Genomic DNA, 25705 nt, shown 5'->3' on the forward strand with positions numbered 1-25705 from the left:
GATTAAAATATAATGCTTGAAAAAGCAAACAGGGAAGGAGGCAAAAAATGAAAAACTACCGCATCGGTGTAATCCCTGGAGACGGCACTGGACCGGAAGTGGTGCGTGAGGGATTAAAAATACTGGAAGCAGCAGCCAGGAAATATGGCTTCAAATACGAAACCATTGTTTATCCCTTTGGTGGAGAACATTACAAAAAAACCGGTGAAACACTGCCAGATTCAGCAATCGAAGAATTCAAAAAGCTTGACGCACTGTACCTTGGTGCCATAGGCCATCCTGACGTAAAACCCGGGATACTGGAGCAGGGAATTTTGCTTAAAATACGTTTTTCGCTTGACCAGTATATAAATCTCCGTCCTGTCAAGCTCTACCCAAACGTGTGGACCCCCATAAAAGATAAGGGTCCAGAAGATATCGACTTTGTAGTGGTGCGCGAAAACACCGAAGGCCTGTACGTTGGGGCTGGAGGCTTCTTGCGTAAGGGAACTCCTTTCGAGGTCGCTATTCAAGAATCCATCAATACTCGCAAAGGAGTGGAACGTTGCATACGCTTTGCCTTCGAATACACCATAAAGCGCAACAAAAAGAAAAAACTGACTCTGTGCGGAAAGACCAACGTTCTCACCTATGCCTTTGACCTCTGGGAACGAACCTTTTACGAAGTGGCCAGGGAGTACCCAGAAGTACAAACCGACTATGCACACGTGGATGCTACCACTATGTGGATGGTCAAAAACCCCGAGTGGTTCGACGTTATTGTAACCGATAACATGTTTGGTGACATCATCACCGACCTTGGAGCCATGATTCAGGGAGGCATGGGTGTTGCAGCAGGAGGAAACATTAATCCTGAAGGAGTCTCCATGTTTGAGCCTATCGGTGGTTCAGCACCCAAATATACAGGTCAAAACGTGATTAACCCCATAGCCGCTATCTGTGCCTTAGGCATGCTCCTTGATAACATTGGAGAAAGTGAAGCATCACAAGCAGTAGAAAATGCGGTCATAAAAGCCCTGGAAACCGGAAAAATCAAAAGCATGAGTGCCGGAAAGATGGGGCTGACCACACAAGAAGTAGGAGACTTAATCGCCTCCTTCATATAAAAAAACAGGGCGGGCACCCCGCCCTGTTTTTGCTCACTCAAGAGGAGTGCCTCCCTCCTGGGTAGGAGGACCTGAGGACGCATTGCTTCCCTCAAGAGGAGTTCCACCTTCCTGGGTAGGTGTGCCCGAAGAAGTAATACCTGGAGAACTGATAACCACCCCTTCTCCTGCTTCCACGTTCGGCTTTTGCCTGGAAGAAGCAATGAGGTTTTTGATCTCCATCTCCACCAGACTTAAGTGGTCGTATTTATTCACAGCTTCGCTAAGTACTGCCGCTACTCTTGAAGGGTCAATCCCTTCTCTACGTGCTCGTTCCAGGAGCCTGGTGAATTTTTTTAGCTCAGAGGGCGTAGCCCCTTTTTGAACAACCCCAGCAATTACCAAACCTGCCTGGTCTGGCGCAAAACCCAGTTCAACAAAGGCAGCCAGCGAATCAACAACTGATTCCAGACGCTTCCCATCCTTGTGCAATATCTCCTCCAGTACCTTTTGCAAATCTTCGGGGGAAGTAGAGGACTCAAAAACCAGAGCAAGATTGTAAAGCAAATTCTCTTTGTTGGCTACCCGAGCATCAACGTCCTGCAAGGTCTTTTTAGCCAGAAGCAAACTATCTTTTTTGCGTTCTAAGGTTTTAACCAGGTTATAGGGGAGAACCTTTTTTTTCAGACCTTCTCCCAGCTTTAGCACCAGGGGTTCAGGAGAAATACCCTCCTGCCTTACTTCATCCAGTATCTCAGATACCCTCTGCAAGAGATATTCCTTGTCCTCTTCTGCATAAAAAGAAGGAGCACCCTGGATAAGTGAAGTCACATTTTCTTCAGCAGCAAAAGCTAAAAAGCTCCAGAAACTAAAGAAGAGAAAAAGAGCAAAAAAAAAGAACCTACGCATACTACCCACCATTTACCACCAGAACCGAGTTAAAGCCGCCAAAGCCGTCAGAAACCTTGCGTGGAGAAGCAGGATCTGGAACCCACTCCTGACCATCAATGACGAAAGCATACTGATATTTACCAGGCTTCAAACGAACGGTGATCTTCCAGCAATCGTCTCTGACTTTTTGCATGGCTAAAGCATCCCAGTTAGTAAAATCACCGGCCACAGCCACCGTGCGTGGGCTTTTCGAAGAAGGATAAAATATCAATTCCACTGTCCTGTATCCTGCAAGGTTGGTAACCTGGAACTCCGGAAGCAAGGGGAGATTAGTCAAAAAAATCAGCAAAAGGAAAACTCCCGCCAGAGCAAAAACTGCAAACTTTTTAGCTCTGCGATACCTAACCAGCAACGATTCTCTCTGATAAATTCTCTCCATTACCCGGTCGCTCAAATCCTCGCCGGGCTCAAAACGAGGAAGACAACTCAGATAATGTTCCAGGTTCTTCCTTTTATCCATACTTATCACCTTCATTTATATATACGTTTCCTACCCCCTTCAGGTTTCAGAAACATCCGGGCCAAAATATTCTTGCAACCACTCTTTTAACTTCTTGCGTGCCCGGTGGAGATAAGTTTTAACCGTTCCCAGTGGCAAACCAGTGATTTTAGCGATTTCCTCATAAGAAAGATTCTCGATGTGTCTTAAGACGATTACCTCCCTCAATTTAAGAGGAAGGCGGGCAATCGCCTTTTCCATTTCCAAAACCATTTCCTTATCAAGCACCACCCCGTCGGGATCAGAAAAGGCGCTCTGTTCAACAAGCTGCTCCAGTTCCTCTTCGCCCTCCTCTCCCACAGGTTGGGAAAGGGAAAGAAAGGCAAACTTGCGACGACGAAAAAAATCTCTACACACATTGAGGGCTATTCTGAAAATCCAGGTAGAAAACTCGTACGAAGAATCGTACTTGCGCAAGGCACAAAAAGCTTTCACAAAAGTTTCCTGGGTAAGGTCCTCTGCCTCTTCGCGCTGGCGTACCATTCGAAAGACATAGTTGAAAACTGCTCGCTCGTACTTCTGCACCAGGAGACGAAAAAGCTCTGTATTGCCCTGCAGCACTTCCTGAATTATTTCCCGGTCGTTTTTTTTTAAAGACATAAATATTAGCTAAAAAACGTTCTGGTTAAGCCAATCGATGCGAAAGCGAACACTCTTTATCAGCGAAGAACCATCAGCCCATTTGGCTCCGGGATAATTTTTGATGATGTAAAGATAAGTCTGGTAAGCTTCCGTATACCTCTGGAGGCGCTCAAGACAGAGACCTTTGTGAAAAAGAGCAGCAGGAGCAATCGCAATACCATTGTACCAGGTACCTTGAGGGTACTTTTCCACACAATCTTCAAAAGCAAGTAGAGCCTCGGAAAAACGTTCTGCCCGATAAAGCGAAGCGCCTTCGAAATACTGCGCATCATCAGAAAGGTCAGTATTAGGGTAACGATTGACGTACTCATCAAAATACCGGGCTGCCTCGAGGAAATTGTTCAGCTTATACATGCAGTGGCCTATGGCATAGATGGATTTTCTTTCCAGTTCCCCACCAAACTCTTGAGCCTGCTGATAGGACTGGTAGGCATTAAAATAGTCGCCAAGAATGTAGTAACAATCTCCGATTTCATAATAGGCAGCGCCCACCAGGTCACTCTGGGGATATTGCTCAATAAGACGACGGTACTCGCTGATTGCCCGGTAGTAGTCACCGTAGCCTTCGCCATAGCTTTTGGCAAGCAGATATTGTGCATCATCTGCAAACTCACTATCTGGATAGCTATTGACCACAGCGTTAAGGTCAGCAACCGACTTCTCATACTCTTCAAGGTAATACAGGGAAGCCCCTCTTACAAAAAGCACGTCCCCCTGCAGTGGATCCTGGGGATAAAGAACAAGAAAACTGTTCGCCTCATCGACAACTCTCTCGTAAAAACCCAGTTGATAAATTTCGAATAGAAAATCTCTCTGGGTCTGCGGGGTTTTCTCTGCAAGGTAAACCACGCCTTCTGGATTAATATCGCAAATTGTATCGGCAACAATATCAACTTCTAAAACCTTCCCGGCATAGTCAGGGTGTGAGAAAAATACGTAACGTTTTCCAGTAGGCACTCTATCAATTAAGAAACTCCCGTCTGCCAGGGTGATAGTAGATCGATTGGCAACTTCCACCAGTACACCGTCCAGAGGCGCTCCGGCTACACTCAAAACCCGGCCTCTGAGAGAACCATATTGCAAAAAACCGCCATTGAGACACCCCGCTAGAAACACAATCCAGAGGATGCCAGCTATAAGTATTCCATATACACCAATTTTGCTTTTATCCTTCATCTTTTTTTTCCTCCAGCCTGGTAAGTTCCTTCTTCGCTCCCTGATATAAAGGAGAACTCTCGGGTAAGTTCTCAACAATCCACGAAAAGGCCGCTTTTGCCTGTTCAATATTTCCGGCTTTAAGATCCAAAAGTGCCAGATAGTATCTGGCGTAAGCATTGGAGGGTTGTATTGCGACAACCCCTTCAAAAGCCTCTTTCGCTTTCTCCACGTCTCCTATTTTATAACAAACATAGCCAAGATGCAGCAAGTAAAGAGAGTTGTTCTCTGAGCGCTTCAAAGCCTCTTCAAGCGCTTCCCGGGCTTTTTCCCACTCGCTAATCGAGGGCGCTTCGCTACGCAGTTCATATATATAAGCCAAACGGAACCAGCTTTGATGGTCTTCAGGATGCGCCTTGAGGTGCATCCTGAAAGCACGTATCGCCTTTTTGGAAATGCGAAAAGCCTTGAGATATTCTCCCTCTCGATAATAGATAAGCCCCATTTCAAAATAGGCATCATGAGGCCTTATCCCCTGCTCTGCACACTTTTCAAAAAGCTTCAATGCCTCCTCTGTATTGCCACTCCAGAGAGCCTTTTGGGCTTCTTCGAAACAGTTTTGAGCATCTTCTTCAGCAAAAGCGGTGCTCAGAATTAGCACCACAAAAGCAATGAAAAGACATGCCATAAGCTTTTTCATCGTCGGTCCACACTCCAGAAAAGAATTATGCCCATCAAGCCAAAGATTACATCCGGCATCCAGGCAGCAAGCAACGGCTCCATGACCCCCCCACGACCTAAAGAGCGAAAGATAGAAAGCAACATGTAGTAAGCAAAAGCCAGAATTACTGTCACAATAACTCCCAAGCCTTTAGTGTCTCTGGTGCGCTGAATGCCAAGTGGCATGCCCGCCATAACGAAAACCACAGCCGAAAAGGGAATGGAAAATTTCAAAAAGTAGGCAACTTCCATTTTTTCGGTTCTTGCGCCGGCTTTTTTGAGAATTTCAATCTGTTTTTTTAGCTGGCGAGAGGACATTTCTTCAGGTGTGCGTTGTTTTTCAAAAAACTCCTTGAGTTCCTGTCGCATATCGATTTCCATTTCGGAAAATTCAATTTCCCTGACCAGCTTTCCCTCCTCGTTAAACTGGTGCACCACTCCATCTTTGATTAGCCATTTATCTTCCAGCCAGAAAGCGGTCTTAGCAATGATCACCTCAGGATACTGGTTGCCGTTTTTCAGGAAGTAAATAATCACTTTTTTCATCTCCCAGGTGCGAGTATCTACCTCATTCACATAAAAGTAACGATTCTCTTCGTCTCGGAAAAATACGTTTTGCTCTATTTGGGGAGGACTTTCTTTATAAACATAATAGCGCACCAGGCTCTGGGCGCGATGGTTGGTTTCGGGAACCACCAGGTCATTCAAAAGAAAAGAGCCAAAAGCCACAAGAAGTGCCAGAAAAAGGTAAGGAAACAGAAAGCGTTTCAAGCTCACCCCGCTGGCCTCAACAGCGATGAGCTCGCTGTCCCTGCAAAAACGGCTCAAGCTGAGTTCTGCAGCCAGAAGATTAGAAATCGGGAAAGTCATGACCATGTGGGCAGGAAGATACAGAAGAAGAATTTCGAGAACAATCAGAAAGGGCACTTTTTCATTCACAAAAAAATCAGCCAGTTCAAAAAGAGTTTGCACCAGCATTATAATGGTGACTGCGCCCACCCAGGTAAACATCAAAACAGTGCTTTCGCGCATAACATAGCGATCCAGAATTTTGGGAAACATGCTTTCTTCCCTTCTTCTTTTGGTTAAGTTATTTTACCATTAAAGTATCCCGTCGACAGAAAAAGCGCTTAGCTGCTAAAATGGTAGCAGAAAGCAACCAAAAGGAGGGAGAGGTCGATGGCTAAAATCAACTTGCAGGATGCTTTTCAAACCCCTTTTCAGCTCATTGGCAAAGTTCCTTCGATTTTGATTCCTTCTCTCATAGCCAGCTTGATAGGACTGGCACTGTCGCTGGGGCTCCGCAACGCCTTTTTGATGGGGATGCGCTGGCAGGTCTTTGCAGTAACCATAATCAGCTATATAGTGGTTCTCTTCAGCATGGCCTGGATTACCCTTCTACTTGAAAAAAACCTGCAGGAAGAAAAAGCCTCTTTGCAGGATTCCTGGGTAAGGCTTTCTGAGCGCTTAGGAAATGTGGGGGTCGCAGCCCTGGTGGTGGCCATTCTGGTTGCCCTGGGTACTTTTCTCTATCTGATACCAGGAATCCTCCTGGCATCCATTTTTCTTCCTGCCATACCTCATGCAGCCAAAGAAAATGCCAGCTTTGACAAGGCAGTAAGTTTTTCTTTTCGTTTTGTTTTCTCTCAAGGTAATTTTGGAGCGGTTTTTCTTATGGTCTTAATCGAATTCCTGCTGAGTTTGTTACCGGTGATCGGCCTCTTTTTGGCCAATCTCTTTATAACCATATGGCTTCCTTATGCAGTTTTAAAATACGGAAGCACCGAAACGGAAGCCCCTGCATAAAAATGCAATTCCGCCAGGGTGGTTTGATGCCTTAATCCAATCCTGGCGGAATTTGGCTCTGCACATAAACCAAAACTCGCTCAACTCAGGAAAATTTTTCTTTTAATAGCTGAAAAACGTCTTTTTCTACCTCTTCCAGGTAACGCAGGCGTTCGGCATATTTGCCACCATCAAAAGGAGTATTTAAAAAAATATCCACAAACCGCAGTGCTTCTTCAAGAGGAGTAACCCGGGAGCCCATAACCAGAATGTTGGCATCGTTGTGCGCCCGAGCCATTTTTGCAGTGAACTCGTTAAAGCAAAGTACCGCTCTTACTCCGGGATAACGATTAGCGCAAACCGACATACCACCACCAGTGCCACAGACCAGAATACCACGGTCGCATTCACCCAGAACCACTGCACGGGCTACTTTTTGAGCAAAAGGAGCTGTTCCCATCGGCTGCTCATCACTGGTTCCAAAATCCACCACCTCATGACCTGCTTCCTGAAGCTTTTCTTTAATGGCTTCCTTATACCTGTATCCGGCATGATCTGCACCCAGAGCAATCTTCATATGATGTACCTCCTGTTACGTCTTTTTTCAAGAACTCAAAGCGGACCCTTTTGGGCTCTTTTTTCTCAAAAAAAGTACAACGTTTAAAAATTATGCCACTTCGAGCAATTTCAAAGCTGTCAGTTCATCAGTAATCAGAATTTTAATAAACCGCCCACGAATTGCTCCAAGGATAGCCTCAACTTTGCGTACACCACCTGCAAGACCTATAACATTCGGCATGTTACGCAATTCCAGTGGAGAAACAGCAATAGTGCGTCTGTGAATCTCGAGATCCAGCATATTTCCCTCGATATCATAAAATTGTCCAAATATATCACCCACTCCACCCATTCTTCTGATAATCTCCATGTCTTGCGTATCTATAAAACCAGTCTTTATATAGGTAGAAAACTGCGGATGCACTACACCAATACCAAGAAAAGACAAACGAGCATTCTTCGCCATTTCAAAAGTTTTACGATTCACCCTTTCTGCAAGGTAAAATTCTCGAAGTTCTGGAGATTCAACAACGTTGGGAGCATGTATATAATAACACTCTCCACGATAAACGCTGGCCAAACGCTCTCCAATATTGTAAGGGTTCATAAAAGAGCCAACCGTAAGCCCGCCTGCTAAACTAACGAAGCGAACATCATAGACTTCTTCTTTGGGAATAAGGTTATCAGCCATATAACGTAAGGTACTTCCCCAACCAACACCAACCAGATCGCCTTTGCGAAGAACTCTATAGAGATAGATGGCGCCACCCTTTCCTACGTTTTCATATGCTACATCTTTTTCCTCAGAAGAGGGCACAACCACAGCATCTTCGAGCAAAAAAACTTTTTTGAGTTCTTCTTCCAGAGACAAAAGATGAGCATTAGGAGCTTCTATCAGAAAGCGCACTATCTTGCTACGCCTGGCTTTATCAAGCAACCTGGTAACCTTAGGTCGAGATAAGCCAAAACGATCGGCTATTTCGCTCAAGGTAATGCCTTCCTGATAGTGCAACCAGGCAATACGAACCATCAAGTCTTCTTCGATTTTGGTCATGAATAACTATTCCCTCCCGACAAAATAAATTATAGGAGTCTAAGAATTGCTTTTCAAAAACATTCACCAAACATTTTAAATGATAACAAATTAGTAGGGCTTGTTGGTAAGTATTGATGTATGATATCATATAAGTATGAATGACAAAAACAAAGTTTTCCGCCCAGTAGGTAATCTATCCCTGTTGAGATTAACGCTGGAGCGCATTGAGGAATCGCTTTTGTCCCGCCAGCTCAAGCCTGGTGATTGGCTTCCTCCCCAAAGTGAGCTCTGCAATATGCTGGGTGTTAGCAGAAGCACAGTTCGAGAAGCTTTGAGAATGTTGGAAGCAATCGGCATTGTTAAAACAGTGCGTGGTAAAGGAACCTACATACCTGAAAAACCTTCTGGAGAAAATTTGAATCCCCTGATTTTCTCTTTTCTTTTAGAAAGCAGCTCCAGCGAAGATATTTTTGAATTCCGGGCCGTCATAGAACCTGTTCTCACCGCTTTAGCAGCCCAAAAAGCAACTGAAGAAGATTTTAATCGCCTGAGAAAAATACTGGCAGACTTAAAAGAAGCTCTCAATAAGAAGTACCCGACCGATGAATTAGCTAAAAAAGATATGGCTTTCCACAAAGCTATTTTCGCTTGTTGCAAGAACCCTTACCTTGAAAAAATAGGTGTTGTAGCCCTTAAACTTTTCAGAAATTCCATTGCTCGCTCGATTACAATAGACCCTCTGAGCGCTATAACTGACCATGAAAATATTCTAAAAGCGATGGAAAGCAAAGATGCATCAAAGATACACAGCGTAGTGCTTTCTATCCTTGAAGGATGGAAAAAGAGAGCCTTTGAAACATAACTAATTTTTCCAAAATTTTTAAAAGGAGGTTATCCCCTTGGTCAAAATAGCTGCCGTTTATACCGCCTTAGCCCTGGTAGAACCCTTAAAAAAGATTTTTAAAGAAGTTTTTCCGGAAGCGCAACTTGTTAATATTGTCGACGACAGCCTCATAGGTGAAGTAATAAGCAAGGATGGACCAACTAAAAGCGTCAAAAGAAGACTTCTTATGTGTTACGAGATAGGTTTTGAAAGTGGCGCTGATGCAATACTCAACACCTGTTCTTCGGTGGGAGAAGTGGTAGACCTCCTTCAGCCACTTTTCGACAAACCCATTTTCAAAATTGATCAGCCCATGGCCCAGGAAGCAGTGAAAATGGCCGAGAAGATAGGTGTTCTGGCTACCCTGCCGACCACTCTGGGACCCACCAAGCGACTTGTTCTCTCTGAAGCTTCCAAGCTAAACAAGAAAATAGAGATTAAAGATGCCCTGGCAAAAGGAGCTTTTGAAGCCCTAATGAAGGGTAACTTAGCAGAACATGACCAGCTCATTAAGCAAGCGGCCCTCGAGCTGGCCAGCGAGGTAGATGCTTTTGTGCTTGCTCAAGGTTCCATGGCCAGAATGGAAAAAGAGTTAGCATCCCTTACTGGGAAAAGAGTCTTTTCGAGCCCAGAAATGGGCGTAAGGGCTCTCAAACAATACTTTATGGGGGGTGGTAGATAGGCTAAGTTTTTGGGGTTTTTTTAAAAAGCTTAAGATAATTTTTCAGAAAGCAAGGTGGTGAAAAGCGTGAGAAAGAAAATCTTTCTTCTTATAGGGGTAATGATGGTGCTTCTGGTTTTTGGTGCTTCCGCCTTTGCAGCCAGCAAAATAACCCTAAAATATGCTCACATGAATTCTCCGACAAGCGTAGCTGGAAGACAAGCTGATTACTTTGCAAAACTCGTTGAGGAAAAAACCGGAGGGGCAGTAAGAGTCGAAGTATACCCTTCCTCTCAGCTGGGTAATCTCCAAGAACAAGCTGAAATGGTAAGTATGGGCACAGTTGCGCTTCACCATAACACCATGGCAGGTATCGGTTCTCTCTACCAACCATTTGAAGCTTTCGATACCCCCTATCTGTACGAGAGCGTGGATCATCTCCTGAAAGTTACCGACCCACAAACCTCGCCAATTATGCAGTCATTATCTCAACAGCTTGTCAATGCCCGCAATGTGCGAGTCTTATATACTTTTTATTTTGGAACCAGACATCTGACATGTGATAGGCCCATTTACAAGCCAGAAGACCTCAAGGGAGTCAAAATCAGGGCTATACCATTCCCCATTTACATGACTGCTGTAGAAGGTCTGGGAGCAATTGCGGTACCAATAGACTGGGCTGAAGTTCCAACAGCCCTTGCCACAGGCGCAGTAAATGGCCAGGAAAATCCCGTGAATGTGGTGCTTGCCAACAAGCTCTATGAAACTCAAAAATACCTTATGCTAACAGGACACATAATGGGTGCCGAAGTGGTTGTCATGAATGAAAAGACATGGCAAAAACTCTCTCCAGAAATCCAGCAGGCTATTCAAGAAGCAGCCGCTGAAGCCAGTAAAACAGCTACTCAATGGACCATCGAATCCGAACAAAATGACATTCAAGCCCTTAAAGAAAAGGGTATGACTGTAATTGGACCCGACGAAGGACTTGATATCGAGGCATTCAAAGCAAGCGTTTGGAAACTTGTACAGGAGAGATTCGGAGAAAAATATGGCGAATTTTACGAAAAAGTAAAGGCCATGAAGTGATCTTGTAATGTAGGGCTCCCCTCTCCAAAGAGGAGATAGCTCTTTGGAGAGGGGAGCCTCTCTTTTTGAAAACAAGAGGTGTAAATGGACGATGAAAGGAAATTCGTTTTTAGAAAAAGTAAGTCGTTGCTGTGAGCTCATCGCTAAGATATCACTTGTTGCTCTGATGCTTTTTGTGTTTACCCAAATCATCTTGCGCAATATTTTTATGCTTGGCTTTCCCCAACTGGATGAAAGCTCGAGGTTAGCCCACCTGGTTTTGCTTTTTATGATGGTTCCTGTCCTTTTTGCAGAAGAAGCCCACATTAAAGTTGAAGTATTGAAAAGATTTTTGAGTCCCAAAGCTGACCGACTGGTTAATCTGATATCGCAATCCTTAAGTTTAGGATTTGTGGTAATCTTTATGTTCAGTAGCGTTATGCTGCTTGAGAGCATCTGGGATGTCCCCACCGCAGCCCTTAGAATTCCCAGCATCATACTCTATGCAGCACCAATCACGGGGATTGTTTTTTCCAGCTTTTTCATAACGAACAGGATAATTCAGGTTTTTATGGAAAGATGAGAGGGGAGAAAAAGTGAGCGGAATACTACTGCTTCTCTGCTTTGGTATACTATTGCTCCTCAAAGTACCACTTGGGGTCAGCTTTGTAATATCAAGCGCCCTCTATCTTTTGCTAAACGGCCTTCCTATTACCTGCGTTGCACAACGCATGGTGAACTCCATTAGTTACTCTTTTCCGCTGTTGGCGGTACCTCTGTTCATTTTTCTGGGTTCACTCATGAATACTACCCAGCTTACCAGGAGGATTTTTGACGCGGCAAAGCTTTTTGTTGGATCAGTAAGAGGTGGTCTGGCTTACGTGAATGTTTTAGCAAGTTTGATTTTCTCGGGAATCTCGGGAGCTGCCCTTGCTGACGTAGGAGGCCTGGGAAATATTGAAATGAAAGCAATGCGCGATGAAGGCTACAGTGATGAAGCTTCAGTAGGTATAACTCTTGCCTCTGGCACCATCGGACCTATTTTCCCGCCCAGTATCCCTTTAATCATTTATGCTGCTGTGGCTGAAGTTTCCGGGGTAAGACTATTAATAGCCGGTGTTATACCTGGCATTCTCATTGCTGCTTTTCTCTGTGTTCTCATCGCTTTTTTCGCTAAAAGAAAAAATTATCCGGTTCACATCTCAACATCGAGCTCCCGAGAAAAATGGAAAACTATCAAAGAAACCCTGCCTATCTTGATACTACCTCCTTTTCTGGTGGGAAGCCTCCTTATGGGGTGGTTTGGACCCACGGAAATAGGAGCGGTAGCTTGTGTATATACCATTTTGATAAGCCGTTTCGTCTACAGAGAACTTTCGCTACAAAAGTTTTGGCTGGCAGTCAAAGAAGCCATTCGGTCTACAGCATTGATAATGTTTACTGTTGCCTCGGCTTCTATTTTTGCCTGGTGCCTTACTGTTGCCCAAGTTCCCCAGAATCTAACCTCTTTAATGCTTTCCGTTTCTCAAAACCCCATAGTGCTTTTGCTTTTCACCAACTTACTTCTTCTGGCTATCGGCACCTTTATGGAGTCTATATCAGCCATATTGGTAATAACTCCCCTGGTAACCCCAATGTTGGTACGAGCAGGTGTCGATCCAGTCCACATTGGCATTGTCATCGTGCTAAATCTTATGATTGGACTTTTGACACCACCAGTCGGCATGAGTCTTTATATGGGCAGCATTGTCACCGGTATACCCTTCGAGCGCATAACCAAATACATTGTACCCTGGCTCTTACCGCTTCTGCTTTCCCTGCTGGTGGTAACCTTTATACCCCAACTCTCCCTGTGGTTGCCAAGCTTAATTTTTGGCAAATAAAGGAGGAAAAGCAATGGGAAAAACGTGGCCAGTTTCGATTGGAACAGTTATATACCGTGGATATGACCTGAAAACAACTTTTCAAAGCCTTTCCAAGCTGGGAATAAAATATGTAGACCTGGACTGGATCAGGCCTCCTTCAACCGGCTTTAGGGGAGAAGGATACGGAGTTCACATAAACGAAGAAAATTACACTAAAGCTCGCGAAATACGTCGCATGATGGAAGATTATGGACTGGAATCTATAAGTTTCAGTGGCCACATGTTTTTGATAACCGAAAAGGATTTGGACCTCTTTTACAAAAAAATGGAGTTTGCCAAAAACATAGGCGCTCAATATATTGCCACAGTTGAAGGACCAAAGTCAGAAGAACAGCGTTTCTTGAGCAATCTGGAACGAATCGAAAAAAGAGCGGAAGAGTTGGGTATAGTGGTATGTCTTGAAACCGGCATGCCTGGAGACATAATTCAAAATGCCGATGATGCCCAAAGAATTCTGAAAAAAGTAAATTCTCCCTACTTAGGTCTGTCTTATGATTTTGGTAATGCCTATTATGCAAACCGTGGCAAAATTAATTTCCTGGATGAATTAAGTAAAGCTCTACCGTTCACTAAATTACTCCACTTTAAAGACGTAAAGGTAGAAAAAGGCAATGGTGAGTTGATAATAAGTAATTGTATCCCCGGTCAGGGCGTCATTGACTTCGAAGCCATCTGTCAGTTCCTAACCCAGCGAAACGAAATCCTGCCGATCACCATAGAAGTAACCTACTTCTGCGAAAGCAAAAACTGGGAACCTTTTGAAATAAAAGACCATACGAAGCCACTCGAAAAAGTAGAAGCCATGATAAAGGAAGCAGTTGGCTTCCTCGAGCGGAACCTAAACCCGGATAAAATCTAAAAATTGAAATAGTTAATCGCCAGCACCTATTCAACGATAATCATCTGGTGTCCTTCAATTTTAGGAACCGTAAAGCTTATGTACTTTCCGTCTTGTTGAAATGGTAAGATCTGATCTTCCGGGATACATCTTACCCTTTCAACATTAAAATCAACTCTTAAAGAAATCCTTACATCTTGCAAGGGTATAAGGTCTTCTACCACCTGCAACTCCCCTTTGCTGGTGATGGGGAAATATAGTAGATGTAGCAAAAGGGAACTCTCTTTACGGAGTACTGTTATTTCTCCTGAAACTGGAAAATTGGAAACCCTAACTAGAGAAAATGGCAAAAGCCTATCAATACAACCTCCAACAACCTTTCTGTACACCGGATAAGCCCACTTTCTGTACATAGCGAAAATAGGATGGGTAATGTAAATTACCCCCCCAATCTGAACAATGGCTGGTTCCTCGGTAAGCTCTGCAGGCGGAGTCTGTCCGTGCGAACAAAAGGCTTTCCAACTCCGGTTAAAGTAGGGGCGGACCAACCTTCCCAGGATTTCTCCCTTCTCAGAAAGTAGCGAAACTCTACTTCCTCGTTCATAAAGAATATAGTCGTATTTTTGATCCAGCGACGGTAAAACTTCGCTTATCCGCAGATATTCCTGCTCGAAAGGCGAGGGACCAAGATAACGAAGCCCCAGCTCGGGCAAGGCAAAATCTTTCTTATTTATATCCAATCCAGACTCGTGGCTCAAAATCAGCTTTCCACCTTTTTCCAGAAAACACCTTATTTTTTGAACCAACTGAGCATCAAACAGTACTTCGTCGGGGGCAATAATCAAAAAATAGTGGTCAAAATCACTTTCTTTATCAATGAGATGAAACTGGTGATGGAGTTCAGTAAGTAAAAGAGTAGCTCCCTCATCTGATGCTTTTCCATAAATTTCTCCAAAACCCAGGGCAGGTCCCTCGGATCTTGAACAAACTAAAACCCCAATATCAGCTTGAAGTTCCGCTCCCTCACACCACTTTTCTTTTTTTGCTACTTCTTCATACACCGAACCTATTAATTTGTAGGTTACCTCATCCAATTTGCCCCGGGGATGAAGCTGATCTCCAATTGAACACTTAGCACCAAGTGCCAGACACCGAAAGCATTCGTAAAGTAAGGCTGCCTTGCTTTTGAGGCCGCCGAAATCCCCCCATATGAGGTGGAAACGTCCGGTCATGCCTACAACTTCTTTACCCAAAGGTAGGCAATATCTTGCCATCATGGGAAAGTGCAGGTAACCCCATCCTCCTGTAGGAAGAGACTCGATTTCCAGATGTGTCATATAATCAATTTCAGAACGAAGACCCTTCTGGGGTTCTTGTTGAAGACGCATCCTGGCATTAAAAACCACCAGGGCTTCAGGAAGTTTGCTCTTTACAAGCTGCGAGAGGTGCTGCATGGCTTTCCTTTCTACAAGCAGGTTGTGTTGCAAGCGGTCTTCTTTCACATCGACTCGTAAGCCCTTACTGTGCATGCTCTTTTGGCAGTGAGGACAGAAACAGCCATCAGGATGCTGGATGATGATGTCAAACCAAAGGCCATCTATTTCTGCTCCATAGAGTTCTATGAGCTCTTTAACGTGCTCTTCCAGGTAGTCAAGATAAGGAGAGTTCAGGCATAGAAACTGCCAGCCTTTGTTCTCAAGTGGTGCTCGGCCTATTAGTCTACCCTGAGAATCAATCTGTCTCCAGTCAGGATGCTCGGAAGCAGAGAGTTCATCCCAGGCTACTGAAGTGTAGATAGGGCAGCGAATACCTCTTTGGTGCAGGGCTTCAATCATCTCTCCCAGAAGGTCTCGCTTAAGGGAGGGGTGCATTTTACCCACCTTGGTTGGATAGTAGCAGTATCCATGATGACAGCGAGCAAATATGTTGATGGAGTTCACCCGGGCTTCAAGGAGGGTCTGGGCAAACTCTTCAGGATCAAAATCCTGAGCAACATCAGGGATGAAGGGGGAAGTGTGGAAATCCAGGTGTACCTGGCGGAATGGTAAAGGACTCATAATTTTTCCTCCTCAGAACATAAAAACCAGTACTCCTTCTAAATACGTACGTTTGCTCAACGATCCCAATTCTCTTCCGCTCTTTTCAAGAGCTCTCGAGCCATTTCTAGTTCCATTTCAGGAAATAGAAGATAAAGGCCGCTTGCTCCATAACGTTTTACCAAACTCTCGGCTTCATTTATCCAGTCGTCGAAATTACCATCTTCTATTTTTATCCAAAGCGATTTGCCCGCTTCCCTTGCTTTATCATATATTGGATACCATTCTTCGCTTCCCCCGTCAGGTTTACCAGCACCAGGTGTCCATTGCAGCGCGTCAAGATCTTTAACTTCGAGCAGCGCTGGGAGATGTTTTATTGCATCCACCCCATCCAGATGATAAAGGGTATAATCTAACTTGCTACACTGATAACTCAGAGAAGGCAAAAAAAACTCTTTGAACTGCTTCGGTGACATAAGTGCCGAAAAATCGCACTGAACTTTTGCAGTTTTGCCAGGTCCCCAGATTTCAAAAGTGGTATAGCTGCTACCCCCTTCAGGACCTTTGACTAACTCGTATATCTGGTCATAAAAAACAAAATACAGCTCGTCTAATTTTTGAATTAACTTTTTAACTTCCTGCGGGTTATCGATGAGATCGTAGATAAACTCCTGTGCGCCTCGCAACACCGCCAGTACATCCAGATTTTCTCCCATATCCGGAATGTTGACCAAAAAGTCTTCCCCTGCCAGAACTTTGGCCCTGCGTATTGCATCGAGATGCGTTTTCCACCAGTCATTGTTCTCCCAGCACTGTTCCCGCAGCTTTTCACCAATTGGAGTTGCACAAGGATGGTACCAAACCGTATCCCAGGCAAAAACAGGTTCCGCCCCCAGATAAGTCGCCACCGAAAGCGGCCCTATGTTTATATCCAAAGCAGGAAAGGACTCTCCCAGAAAAAGATGTGTTCTGCAAAAGTTGCGAAGCTCCTTGATTCTTCTTTCGACATCGAGATGAAAATCCAAAGGTGAAGCAGGATTGTCCGCATCTTCCAAGGGTTCCAGCGGCTCTTTAAGCCTGGCAATAATTCTCAAAGCGGGTCTACCAATTTTGGAACGCTCCCACCAGGCTGTAAATCTTTTTTTAGCCATTTCCCAATCTGGTTTATATTTCAGAGGTAAAATCAAAAGGTGTGGAAATTCCGCTGAAGGCGGTGTATCCTCCCTTCTAAGAGGAAAAACCTTGAGAAAAGGAAAGGAGGAGATACACCGCCATGAACAAGCGTACCACGGAAGGATGCCTCTCATCAAGCCCCACATGGGAGGAGCTGGAGGAGTGGGTTCGGGGCAAGATTCAGGAGTTCATCCAGGATCTCCTGGAGCAGGAGGTGACGGAGTTGTTGGGCCGGGCTCGCTACCGGCGGCAAGCTGTAGTGGACGGAGTCCAGGGCTACAGGAACGGATATGGCAAGCCTCGCAAGCTGACGCTGGGCATTGGCACCATCACCATTCGTCGTCCTCGGGTGCGTGGTTTGGAGGAGCGGTTTGAGAGCCGGATCTTGCCGCTGTTTGCGCGCCGTACCCGAGAGGTCTCGAATCTCCTGCCTGAACTGTACCTGCATGGGCTCGCCGAGGGGGACTTCGACCTGGCCCTGCGAGGGCTCCTGGGGGAAGATGCGCCGATCTCGGCCAGCACGGTGGCGCGGTTGAAGGAGAAGTGGCACGCCGAGTGGGAGGCATGGCACAAGCAGCGGTTGGACAGCCTGCAGGTGGTCTACCTGTGGGTGGACGGGATCTATGTGAAGGCCGGGCTGGAGAAGGAGCGTGCTGCCCTGTTTGTAGTCATCGCCGGATTGGTGGACGGCCGCAAGGTGGTGGTGGCGGTCGCCCCTGGACACCGGGAATCGGTGGAGAGTTGGTCGGAGGTGCTGCGGGACCTGCGGGATCGAGGGATGAACCCTCCCAAGCTGGTGATAGGGGATGGGCACCTGGGGATCTGGGGTGCGCTGCGGAACGTCTGGCCGGATGCTGGCCAACAGCGATGTTGGAACCACAAGATCCTCAACGTGCTGGACAAGCTCCCACGCACCCAGCATGTGGTAGCCAAATCCATGCTCAGTGCCATTGCCTATGCCGCTACCGAGGCAGAGGCTAACGAGAAACGCAGGGAATTTGAGGCCTGGTGCCGGAAGCGTGGGTACACGCAAGCGGTCGAGACCCTTAGTCGGGATTGGGAGAGGATGTTGACGTTCTACCGCTACCCCAAAGAACATTGGGTGCATCTGCGCACCACCAACATTGTAGAATCGCCTCTGGCAGCGCTGAGGTTGCGGACGGATGCTGCCAAGCGGTTCAAGAAGGTGGAGCGGGCTACAGCCGTGATCTGGAAGATGCTCATGATAGCTCAGAAGAAGTTCCGGAGGCTCAACGCGCCTGAACTGCTAGCAAAGGTCTACGCGGGGGTTCAGTACAAGGACGGGATCGAGGTGACACGGGAGGAGGCTGCCGCCTGATGCGAATTTACACACCTCTTGACGAAACCTCAACGCTGGCCTTTTGGTTTTCACTCATTGCTGTTTCCTCCCCTGCTTTTTCTCTCTAGGTATAATAGCTATTTTTGAAAAATTTTTCAAGCTAAAACCTAATTTTCAAAAAATTGATGCGTTAAACTATAACCAGCGTTTAAAAAGAACGCGATTAGAAGACCACCCAAATGCTACAGAAAGGGAAACAAGACGTTGGAAGCAGGAAGGTAATTCAATAAAGCAATACGAATCCTTTCTTCAAGGCGAAGCAAATATTGCAACCAACAACGGTATTCTACCGTGCACTATGAAGCAGAACGCAGTGATTTCGACCAAACGGCTTTGCTTAAACTCCTGTGTTCTAACACCAAAGGTAATCTTCAGCGACAGAACACAAAGCGCTTTCCCCTCCTCGACTAACCTTACCTCCTGCGCACGTTGCTGGCATAAAAGCTAAGCATAACAAAGAGAATGATCCCAAAAGTAACCCATTTAGCTGCGTCACCAAGACCAAAAGCAACCAAAAGGTTGGTTAAGGCTTGCAAGAATATGGCTCCCATAATGACACCTAAATAATTACCACCGCCGCCGCTCAGCGGTACTCCACCTAAAACCACGGCCGCTATGCTTGGTAGAACATAATTGGAGCCCATGTCCTTAAAGGCAATGCCCATGTTACCAAGCAAAAGCAAACCAATCAAGCTGGCTAAAGTGCCACTCACTGTAAAAGCAGCAAATCGCACTTTTTTGACATTAATTCCACTCAAATACGCAGTGCGCTCGTTAGCGCCCACTCCAAACAGTATCTGACCCCATTTTGTATTGTTGAAAGCAATGGTCGCCAATACCGCTACGGGAATTAAGACAAAAAGGATGTTGGGAAACTCACCGGTGGACTTGGCAGCCATCAAAGTTAAGATGGGCGAGGGTCTTCCAGTGATGGCTTTACCTGCAACATAAGCGTTAACTATGCCTTGCAATATATCGGCCATGGCCAGAGTAACCACCAAAGGTGGAAGCCTCAAATAGGAAGCAAGAGCACCATTGGCCATGCCTATGGCTATCCCAAAACCCAGCGCAACCAGAACAGCCAGCCACAGGTTGCCATTGCTTCCATTCATAATACTTGCCGTGACCACCGCGGTTAAAGTTGCGTTGTAACCTACAGATAAGTCAAGGCCTTCTCCTCCACCAGCTATAACAATCATCTGACAAAGCCCGAAAAGAGCAGTAAACGAAGCCAGCTTAGCAGTAATCAGAATCTGACCAATGCTTAAGAATCCAGTAGGCAGGGTTATCTCTCCAAAAACGAATATGGCCAAAATCAGCACCAAAACGAGCAGTATTTTTTTATACTTTTCATACCAGAGCTGAATTAAAGCCACTTTACCAATGGTATCCTTCATTTTTCTTTCTCCCTTTCAACGCTCTTCCTTGGTTATGGTCATATAGGCAGGACCAGCGATAGCAGCAATGACAATTATTCCAGAAACCAGCGTCTGGTAAGCATTGGGGATATTTGCGAAAAAGATTATTTTACTCACAAAGCTGAGAATCAAAGCTCCCACCAGGGCAAAGTATATACTACCCTTTCCCCCCGAGAGAGCAATGCCTCCCACAACCACTGCTGCTACGGATCGTAAGGTAAGTGGACCACCCATCCGTGCATCCCCAGTCTGGTTCTGAGCAACGAAGAATAAAGCCGCCAGGAAAATAAAAATCGCATTAATCACACAGGCCAACAACTGCGTTCTCGCAGTATCTATGCCGCTATAGTAAGCGCTTTCTGCATTGCTACCTACAGCATAAATATAGCGGCCAGTCCTGGTCTTGCTGATCAAAAACCACAAAAAACAACCCACAAGTACCAGAAACAAAGATGGAGGGACAAAGTAATCCAGCGATCTGATAAAGGCGGGAAGACCCTCTACACTACGCATTCTGTAAAAAACACGGAACCAGTCTACGGTTTCCCCACCAGGAGTAGGTCGCAAAAATAGAGCCCAACCCAACCAGAGATAAGAGGTGGCAAAAGTAACAATCACCGGAGGTATTCTCAAATATCCTATACCAATACCATTTATGACACCGGTTAAAAGAGCCACTGCGAAAGCCGCAAAAAGTGCATAAACCCCTGTCACTGGGTTATCAGTTCGCATCACTGTGGTCAAAACACAGGTGAGAAGAGAAAGCGCTGTGCCCTGGGATAGATCAAGCCCACCCGAAACAATCACCACAGCCTGGCCCATGGCCAGAAGGATAAGAGGAGCAAAGGCATTAATATTCCGTATGATGGACCTGGCTTCAAAAAAATTTTCTTGTAGCACCGCAGTTATAATGAACATAGCAACCAGGATCAAAAGGCTGGAAGTTTCGGGCTTTAAAAACGCGCCCTTCAGAAGAGAAGTTCCAGAAAGTGCTTCGACTTTTCTCATCATTGCCACTCCTTTGCAGTCATCGCTTCACTCGCATCGAAACAGCGGTTATAGCATCGTCGCTGATTTCTTCTCCGGCAAGGCTGGCCACAATTTCTCCCTCATACATAATCAGTACCCGATCACAATGCTCAACCAACTCTTCGTTATCACTGGCATAGAGAATAACCCCAACTCCTTTATCTTTGGCCAGTTTCACAATATACTCATAAAGATCTCTTTTAGCTCCAACGTCCACTCCCTTAGCAGGGTCAGCTAAAAGAAGAACCTTGATGTCAAAAGAAAGCCACTTCCCCACCACGACCTTCTGCTGATTACCACCAGAAAGAGTGTTCACCGGAGCATCGAGACCAGGCGTTTTTATGGAAAGTATGTCTACTATTTGCTCGCACTCGGTGCGGTATTCTTTTTCCGGTATAAAAAGGGGATGGTCGGGAAGACCAAACTTAGGAAAAACCGTGTTCTCATAGACAGAATGCTCCAGAAAAAGGCCCTCTCTCTGTCTGTCTCCTGGAACAAGCACTATGCCGTTTTGAATAGCATCACCTGGTTTATTGAGAAGAAAATTCCTCCCCTCAAGGCGTACCTCACAACGAACAAAGGGGTAACTACCTGCCAGGGCATACATGAGTTCGTTCTGGCCCTGACCAGCAAGCCCTCCGATACCCAGAATTTCTCCTTTTCGCAACTCCAGGTCAATGTCCTTAAGAACACTATTTTTGCTTTTGGGTCTTATCTTTGCTCCAAGCAATACCTGACCATTGAGCGTTCCATGGTCCACTTTAACACTCGCCTTCTTCGTTTCTCCAGTGATATATCCTATAATTTTATCAGGGTCTTTTTCTTCTTTATCGAAATCAATGGTGGCCACATCCTCACCATTTCTGAATATGGTAACATCATCGCATATCTCCATCACTTCCCACAAACGGTGCGAGGTAAAAATCATGGCCACGCCCTCATTAGCCAGCTTTCGCATATACTCAAAAAGATTTTTAACCTCATGTTGCTCCAGCGCTGCGGTAGGCTCGTCAAGGATAAGGAGCCTGGGGTTGCTTGAAATAGCTTTAGCAATTTCCACCACCTGCATCTCGCTCGGAGACAGCTGGTAAACCTTTTTTTCTATGTCCAGGTCAGGCATTAAATTCTCAAGAATTGCTCTGGAGAGCGCTCTTGCTTCTTCGTTTTCAAGAAACAGGCCTCGGTTTTTTTCCATACCTAAAACAATATTTTGCCAAACAGTAAGGTCTGGAACCAGACTCAGGTTTTGAAAGACAAGAGCAATACCGTTTTGCCTTGCCTCATGAGGATTTCTATAATGTACCGCTTTACCTTCGTATATTATTTCACCAGCATCCGCTCGGTATACCCCAGCGATGATTTTGGAAAGAGTGCTTTTTCCAGACCCATTGGCTCCCAAAAGCCCGGTTATTCGACCTTTTCTGCACTTCAAATTCCCGTTGGAAAGCGCCACAACGCCCCCAAAATACTTCTTTATACCTTTTGCCTCAAGTATTACCAAGCTCGATCACCCTTTTAAAAGTTCAAAAAACAGGGTCGTCCACGTGGACGACCCTGTTTTTTGCTGTCTTTATTTGTTTATTCAAAGAGTGCTGCTACTTCTTCCTCCGACATAATTTCGTTCAAGAGATAATCATCGGGCTTGTCTTTGAGGAGTTCCCAACCTTCCTCAAAGTTTTCATCGGTTATGAACATGCTTACTTTGTAGAAATAAGTGTTGTCCTTCAAAACACCTGGTTTAAATTTCTTGCCGTTATAAAGCTGCAAGGCAATTCTGAAGGCCGTACCGCCTATTCCCGGAGGATTGGGCTGAGCGCAAGCTTTAAACTCTGCACCCTCGTCACGCAACCTTTTCCATTCTTTAAAGAACGCAGTACCTGGGTCTCCAAACATCACTTTGGGTAGTTTTCCAGCATCAAGGAAAGCAGAAAGAACACCGTAAGCCATTCCATCCTGGGTAATTACGCCGTCTATCTGCTGGCCGGAAGCAATGATCTGAGAAGCTACTTCTTTGGCCTTGGTCTGGTCCCAATAACCACTGGTAGAAGCAATAAGCTTAATGTCCGGGTATTTTTTGAGCACGTCAGAAGCAGCCTTCATGCGGTCGATGTTTGCCGGATGGCCCTCAAGGCCGTAAATCTGAATGAGGTTTCCTTTCTGGAGAGTTGAACAAATCCATTCCACGTTCTTTTGATGCCATGCATAGTGGTCAAGGGTCACGTTCACAACGTCTGGAGCGGTAACAGTGGCATCAAAAGCTACCACTAGTATGCCTTCTTCCTGGGCTTCTTTAATAACTCCATTCAGTGCGGTAGGAGAGTTGGGGTTAACCAGAATAATGTCAACACCCTGGGCAATGAAGTCACGAATGATGTTGGCCTGTTCAGTGGCGTCACCGTTGACAACATTGTTCACAATTTTGTAATCGGCGATTTTACCCGCTGCCTTGTACTCATTGCCCACTTGTTCTAACGAGTTAATCATAATAGTTCGCCAGGAAGTACCCGAAGAACCAGTGGAAATGCCCACCACTGGTAGCTTAGCAAAAGCCTGCATTCCTAAACCCAGCAGGAAAAGAGCACATATCGAAACGACCAACATGATTTTCTTAAAGTTACGTGCTTTGGTCATCACCAAAACCTCCTTCAAAATTTGTTTTTTCTCGGTTATTGGAAGATCTGTTTCTTAACTCTCCTTATGCCATCACCTCCTATTTAAAATTTTACACCTGCAAAACAAATTGTCGTCACTTCCCGAAAGCGGTGCTGCAAGAAATTCGCTCACCAAAAAGATAAAGAAAAAACTCTTTTTTAATTGGAACGGCAACTTACCCCTTTTGCAAAATTACCTATAATGTTATAACAATTATAACAACTTTCCCCACAAATTCAACACTTGCTGGGAATGATAATTTTTGCTCCTTTGGAGGTTTGAAGGAAAACAGAAATAATAGCGGGTTCCTCTCAAAAAATAGAGACAATAAAAAGCTAAAAATCTCTGTGTATCCCATTCCGATTCGTCCGATACTAGAAAGCAAGCAGAAAGACTCAAAATACCCTTAAGCTTCTGTTTATTTTATTACATTAAACATCGACAATTGTTAACGACAAATCGAAGATTAATCGGCTAAACTTCTTATTTAATAGCTCCGGCCGTTAAGCCCCCTATAATTAACCTCTGAAACACGAAGACAAAAAATATTATGGGTAAAAGCGCTAGAAAAGTAGCTGTGCTAATAAGTTCCCACGGAAAAGCGTATTCCCCCGGATAAAGAGCAATTCCAACTACAGCTGTTCGCAACTCGTTTTGATTAAGTAATACAAGGGATAACAGAAATTCACACCAAGAAAATACGAACACAATAAGAAAAGTAGCAGCTAAGCCAGGTAAAGAGAGGGGTAATATAACATTTTTAATTATCCCCAAAACACCGCATCCATCAACCTTAGCTGCATCTTCTAACTCAAAAGGCACACTTTTAAGAAAATTTGTCAAAATCCATACAGCTATTGGAGAGAAAAGACCACTATGTGCCAAAATCAAACCTAAATAATTATTTATTAAACCTACTTTTCTAAAGAAAATAAAAAGCGGCGGAGCTACTGCAATAGGTGGGAACATAGAAATCATAAGCACAAACAATAGCAAAGGCTTTCTTCCTTTCAACTTGGTTCTTGCAAAAAAGTAAGCGCCTAAGAAAGCAAGCAACACAACCAAAAGAGTGGTACCCAAAGAAACAATTAAACTATTAATCAAATAACGTGAAAATCCGGAACCGCGTAAAACCAGATGATAATTCTCCAGTGTGATTTTTCGAGGCCAGTAACTTATAGGAAAAGCATAAATCTCGCTCTGAGTCTTTAAAGAAGTTAAAAAAATCCATACGACAGGAAAGAAAAAAACTAAAATCAAAAGTAAATTTACAAAAAGAGTTTTAACAGAATTAATTATTAAAAGCCTTTTATTTTTCATTTCTATAGTTCCACCTCCAGGAATCTCAAATACAAAATACTTAAAACCAATAAAATGGCAAATTGTACAATGATAACCGAAGCAGCATAATCAAATTTAAGAAACTGAAAAGAAACTTTGTAAGCATAAAGACTCAGGGTTTCCGTAGAATTAACAGGACCTCCTTGGGTTAAGTTAAAAGGCAAATCAAAGCTCCTAAAAGCATCCATAGTTCTGAAAAGTAAAGAAACCAAAATCGCCGGCTTCAAAAGAGGAAGCGTGATAGACTTGAAGGTAGTCCACTTTGTGGAACCATCAATAAGAGCAGCTTCGTAAACTTCATTAGGGATAGATTGTAAACCTGCCAGAAGTATTAGAGCCATGAAAGAACTAGTTTTCCATATTGCGACAATCATCATAGAAATCATTGCAAGAGGAATTTGTCCAAGCCAATTGATGCCTGCTCGGATTAAACCAACTCTTAAAAGCAAGTCATTAAAAATTCCATAGTCAGTATTGTACATCCAGCGCCAAACAACTGCGTTCAGGGCCGTAGGAATAGCCCAAGGCAAAAGAAGCGCCGCTCTTACCAGGTATTTACCCCTAAATTGCCTGTTTAACCACAAAGCCAAAAACAAGCCCAATACCAGTTCAAATGGTACAGTAATGCCTGTGAACAGAACACTGTTTTTGAGAGAAACCCAAAATTCTTCATCATTTATCAGGCTCGAATAATTTTTTAAACCAGATAAAACCAATTTATTACCCAATAAAGAAAAACGACTAAAACTAAGAAGGAAAGTATAGAAAGTAGGGAATATCATCACGAAAATGAGCAACCCAAAAAGAGGCAAAAACAACAGCCATTCACGTTTATACACATGGACTTTTGTCAATGCTTTTGTTCCTCCTTCTTAAATAAGAGTTTACAG

The 25705-nt window shown here is 44.6% G+C and carries 25 protein-coding genes; 9 read left to right on the forward strand and 16 right to left on the reverse strand.

What is annotated here, in order from left to right; translation table 11 throughout:
* Window positions 1-47 precede the first annotated feature (47 nt).
* Window positions 48-1106, forward strand: a complete 1059-nt coding sequence (locus QBE54_RS10405) for a 3-isopropylmalate dehydrogenase (protein WP_369018123.1) — start codon at window positions 48-50, stop codon at window positions 1104-1106.
* 33 nt (window positions 1107-1139) lie between these two features.
* Here the strand turns inward: QBE54_RS10405 and QBE54_RS10410 are convergent, their stop codons facing one another.
* The 6 genes from QBE54_RS10410 to QBE54_RS10435 are packed head-to-tail and all read right to left on the reverse strand — an operon-like array spanning window position 1140 to window position 6114.
* Window positions 1140-1994, reverse strand: a complete 855-nt coding sequence (locus QBE54_RS10410; protein WP_369018124.1) for a hypothetical protein — start codon at window positions 1992-1994, stop codon at window positions 1140-1142.
* A 1-nt stretch (window position 1995) separates the two neighbouring features.
* Entirely contained in the window at window positions 1996-2496 is a 501-nt protein-coding gene (locus QBE54_RS10415; protein WP_369018125.1) for an isoamylase early set domain-containing protein, read from the reverse strand.
* Window positions 2497-2535: 39 nt separating this feature from the next.
* On the reverse strand, window positions 2536-3135 hold the full coding sequence (locus tag QBE54_RS10420) for an RNA polymerase sigma factor (protein ID WP_369018126.1): 600 nt from the start codon (window positions 3133-3135) through the stop codon (window positions 2536-2538).
* Window positions 3136-3144: 9 nt separating this feature from the next.
* The gene (locus QBE54_RS10425; protein ID WP_369018127.1) at window positions 3145-4353 is read right to left on the reverse strand and encodes a tetratricopeptide repeat protein; all 1209 of its coding nucleotides are present in this window, start codon (window positions 4351-4353) and stop codon (window positions 3145-3147) included.
* Window positions 4343-5032, reverse strand: coding sequence for a tetratricopeptide repeat protein (locus QBE54_RS10430; protein ID WP_369018128.1), 690 nt, complete (start codon window positions 5030-5032; stop codon window positions 4343-4345). The genes QBE54_RS10425 and QBE54_RS10430 overlap by 11 nt, the downstream gene beginning before the upstream one ends.
* Window positions 5029-6114, reverse strand: coding sequence for an LptF/LptG family permease (locus tag QBE54_RS10435; protein ID WP_369018129.1), 1086 nt, complete (start codon window positions 6112-6114; stop codon window positions 5029-5031). The genes QBE54_RS10430 and QBE54_RS10435 overlap by 4 nt, the downstream gene beginning before the upstream one ends.
* Window positions 6115-6231: 117 nt before the next feature.
* Between QBE54_RS10435 and QBE54_RS10440 the strand changes: the two genes are divergently transcribed.
* Window positions 6232-6858 (forward strand): hypothetical protein, encoded by a 627-nt coding sequence (locus QBE54_RS10440; protein ID WP_369018130.1) that lies wholly within the window; start codon window positions 6232-6234, stop codon window positions 6856-6858.
* An 85-nt stretch (window positions 6859-6943) separates the two neighbouring features.
* On the opposite strand, the gene rpiB is transcribed toward QBE54_RS10440, so the two are convergent.
* Both rpiB and QBE54_RS10450 read right to left on the reverse strand, forming a co-directional pair.
* Window positions 6944-7414 carry a ribose 5-phosphate isomerase B gene (rpiB, locus tag QBE54_RS10445; RefSeq protein ID WP_369018131.1) on the reverse strand — a complete coding sequence of 157 codons (471 nt, stop codon included), beginning with the start codon at window positions 7412-7414 and terminating at the stop codon, window positions 6944-6946.
* A 90-nt stretch (window positions 7415-7504) separates the two neighbouring features.
* On the reverse strand, window positions 7505-8449 hold the full coding sequence (locus tag QBE54_RS10450; protein ID WP_369018132.1) for a sugar-binding transcriptional regulator: 945 nt from the start codon (window positions 8447-8449) through the stop codon (window positions 7505-7507).
* 136 nt (window positions 8450-8585) lie between these two features.
* Here QBE54_RS10450 and QBE54_RS10455 point away from each other — a divergent pair, with 136 nt between their 5' ends.
* The 6 genes from QBE54_RS10455 to QBE54_RS10480 all read left to right on the forward strand — a co-directional run bounded on the left by QBE54_RS10455 (window position 8586) and on the right by QBE54_RS10480 (window position 13827).
* A complete protein-coding gene (locus QBE54_RS10455) occupies window positions 8586-9293 on the forward strand; it encodes a FadR/GntR family transcriptional regulator (RefSeq protein WP_369018133.1) in 708 nt (235 codons plus the stop codon).
* 37 nt (window positions 9294-9330) lie between these two features.
* Window positions 9331-9996, forward strand: coding sequence for an aspartate/glutamate racemase family protein (locus QBE54_RS10460; RefSeq protein WP_369018134.1), 666 nt, complete (start codon window positions 9331-9333; stop codon window positions 9994-9996).
* A 66-nt stretch (window positions 9997-10062) separates the two neighbouring features.
* Entirely contained in the window at window positions 10063-11064 is a 1002-nt protein-coding gene (locus tag QBE54_RS10465) for a TRAP transporter substrate-binding protein (RefSeq protein WP_369018135.1), read from the forward strand.
* A gap of 91 nt (window positions 11065-11155) precedes the next feature.
* Window positions 11156-11626, forward strand: coding sequence for a TRAP transporter small permease (locus QBE54_RS10470; protein ID WP_369018136.1), 471 nt, complete (start codon window positions 11156-11158; stop codon window positions 11624-11626).
* 13 nt (window positions 11627-11639) lie between these two features.
* The gene (locus QBE54_RS10475) at window positions 11640-12926 is read left to right on the forward strand and encodes a TRAP transporter large permease (RefSeq protein WP_369018137.1); all 1287 of its coding nucleotides are present in this window, start codon (window positions 11640-11642) and stop codon (window positions 12924-12926) included.
* A gap of 13 nt (window positions 12927-12939) precedes the next feature.
* Window positions 12940-13827, forward strand: coding sequence for a sugar phosphate isomerase/epimerase family protein (locus tag QBE54_RS10480; protein WP_369018138.1), 888 nt, complete (start codon window positions 12940-12942; stop codon window positions 13825-13827).
* A gap of 26 nt (window positions 13828-13853) precedes the next feature.
* Here the strand turns inward: QBE54_RS10480 and QBE54_RS10485 are convergent, their stop codons facing one another.
* Both QBE54_RS10485 and QBE54_RS10490 read right to left on the reverse strand, forming a co-directional pair.
* The gene (locus QBE54_RS10485) at window positions 13854-15863 is read right to left on the reverse strand and encodes an alpha-amylase family protein (protein ID WP_369018139.1); all 2010 of its coding nucleotides are present in this window, start codon (window positions 15861-15863) and stop codon (window positions 13854-13856) included.
* Between the two features lie 56 nt (window positions 15864-15919).
* Window positions 15920-16993, reverse strand: coding sequence for a trimethylamine corrinoid protein 2 (locus QBE54_RS10490; protein ID WP_369018140.1), 1074 nt, complete (start codon window positions 16991-16993; stop codon window positions 15920-15922).
* Window positions 16994-17115: 122 nt separating this feature from the next.
* On the opposite strand from QBE54_RS10490, the gene QBE54_RS10495 reads away from it, so the two are divergent.
* Entirely contained in the window at window positions 17116-18354 is a 1239-nt protein-coding gene (locus QBE54_RS10495; protein WP_369018141.1) for an IS256 family transposase, read from the forward strand.
* Window positions 18355-18788: 434 nt separating this feature from the next.
* Here the strand turns inward: QBE54_RS10495 and QBE54_RS10500 are convergent, their stop codons facing one another.
* The 6 genes from QBE54_RS10500 to QBE54_RS10525 all read right to left on the reverse strand — a co-directional run bounded on the left by QBE54_RS10500 (window position 18789) and on the right by QBE54_RS10525 (window position 25669).
* Window positions 18789-19772 carry an ABC transporter permease gene (locus QBE54_RS10500; protein WP_369018142.1) on the reverse strand — a complete coding sequence of 328 codons (984 nt, stop codon included), beginning with the start codon at window positions 19770-19772 and terminating at the stop codon, window positions 18789-18791.
* A 15-nt stretch (window positions 19773-19787) separates the two neighbouring features.
* On the reverse strand, window positions 19788-20801 hold the full coding sequence (locus tag QBE54_RS10505) for an ABC transporter permease (protein WP_369018143.1): 1014 nt from the start codon (window positions 20799-20801) through the stop codon (window positions 19788-19790).
* 19 nt (window positions 20802-20820) lie between these two features.
* Window positions 20821-22323 carry a sugar ABC transporter ATP-binding protein gene (locus tag QBE54_RS10510; RefSeq protein WP_369018144.1) on the reverse strand — a complete coding sequence of 501 codons (1503 nt, stop codon included), beginning with the start codon at window positions 22321-22323 and terminating at the stop codon, window positions 20821-20823.
* Window positions 22324-22400: 77 nt separating this feature from the next.
* Window positions 22401-23453, reverse strand: coding sequence for a substrate-binding domain-containing protein (locus QBE54_RS10515; RefSeq protein WP_369018145.1), 1053 nt, complete (start codon window positions 23451-23453; stop codon window positions 22401-22403).
* 504 nt (window positions 23454-23957) lie between these two features.
* Window positions 23958-24794 (reverse strand): carbohydrate ABC transporter permease, encoded by an 837-nt coding sequence (locus QBE54_RS10520; RefSeq protein WP_369018146.1) that lies wholly within the window; start codon window positions 24792-24794, stop codon window positions 23958-23960.
* A 2-nt stretch (window positions 24795-24796) separates the two neighbouring features.
* A complete protein-coding gene (locus QBE54_RS10525; RefSeq protein WP_369018147.1) occupies window positions 24797-25669 on the reverse strand; it encodes a carbohydrate ABC transporter permease in 873 nt (290 codons plus the stop codon).
* Window positions 25670-25705: the final 36 nt, after the last annotated feature.

The sequence above is a fragment of the Thermatribacter velox genome, from assembly GCF_038396615.1.
Taxonomy (GTDB): Bacteria; Atribacterota; Atribacteria; order Atribacterales; family Thermatribacteraceae; genus Thermatribacter; species Thermatribacter velox.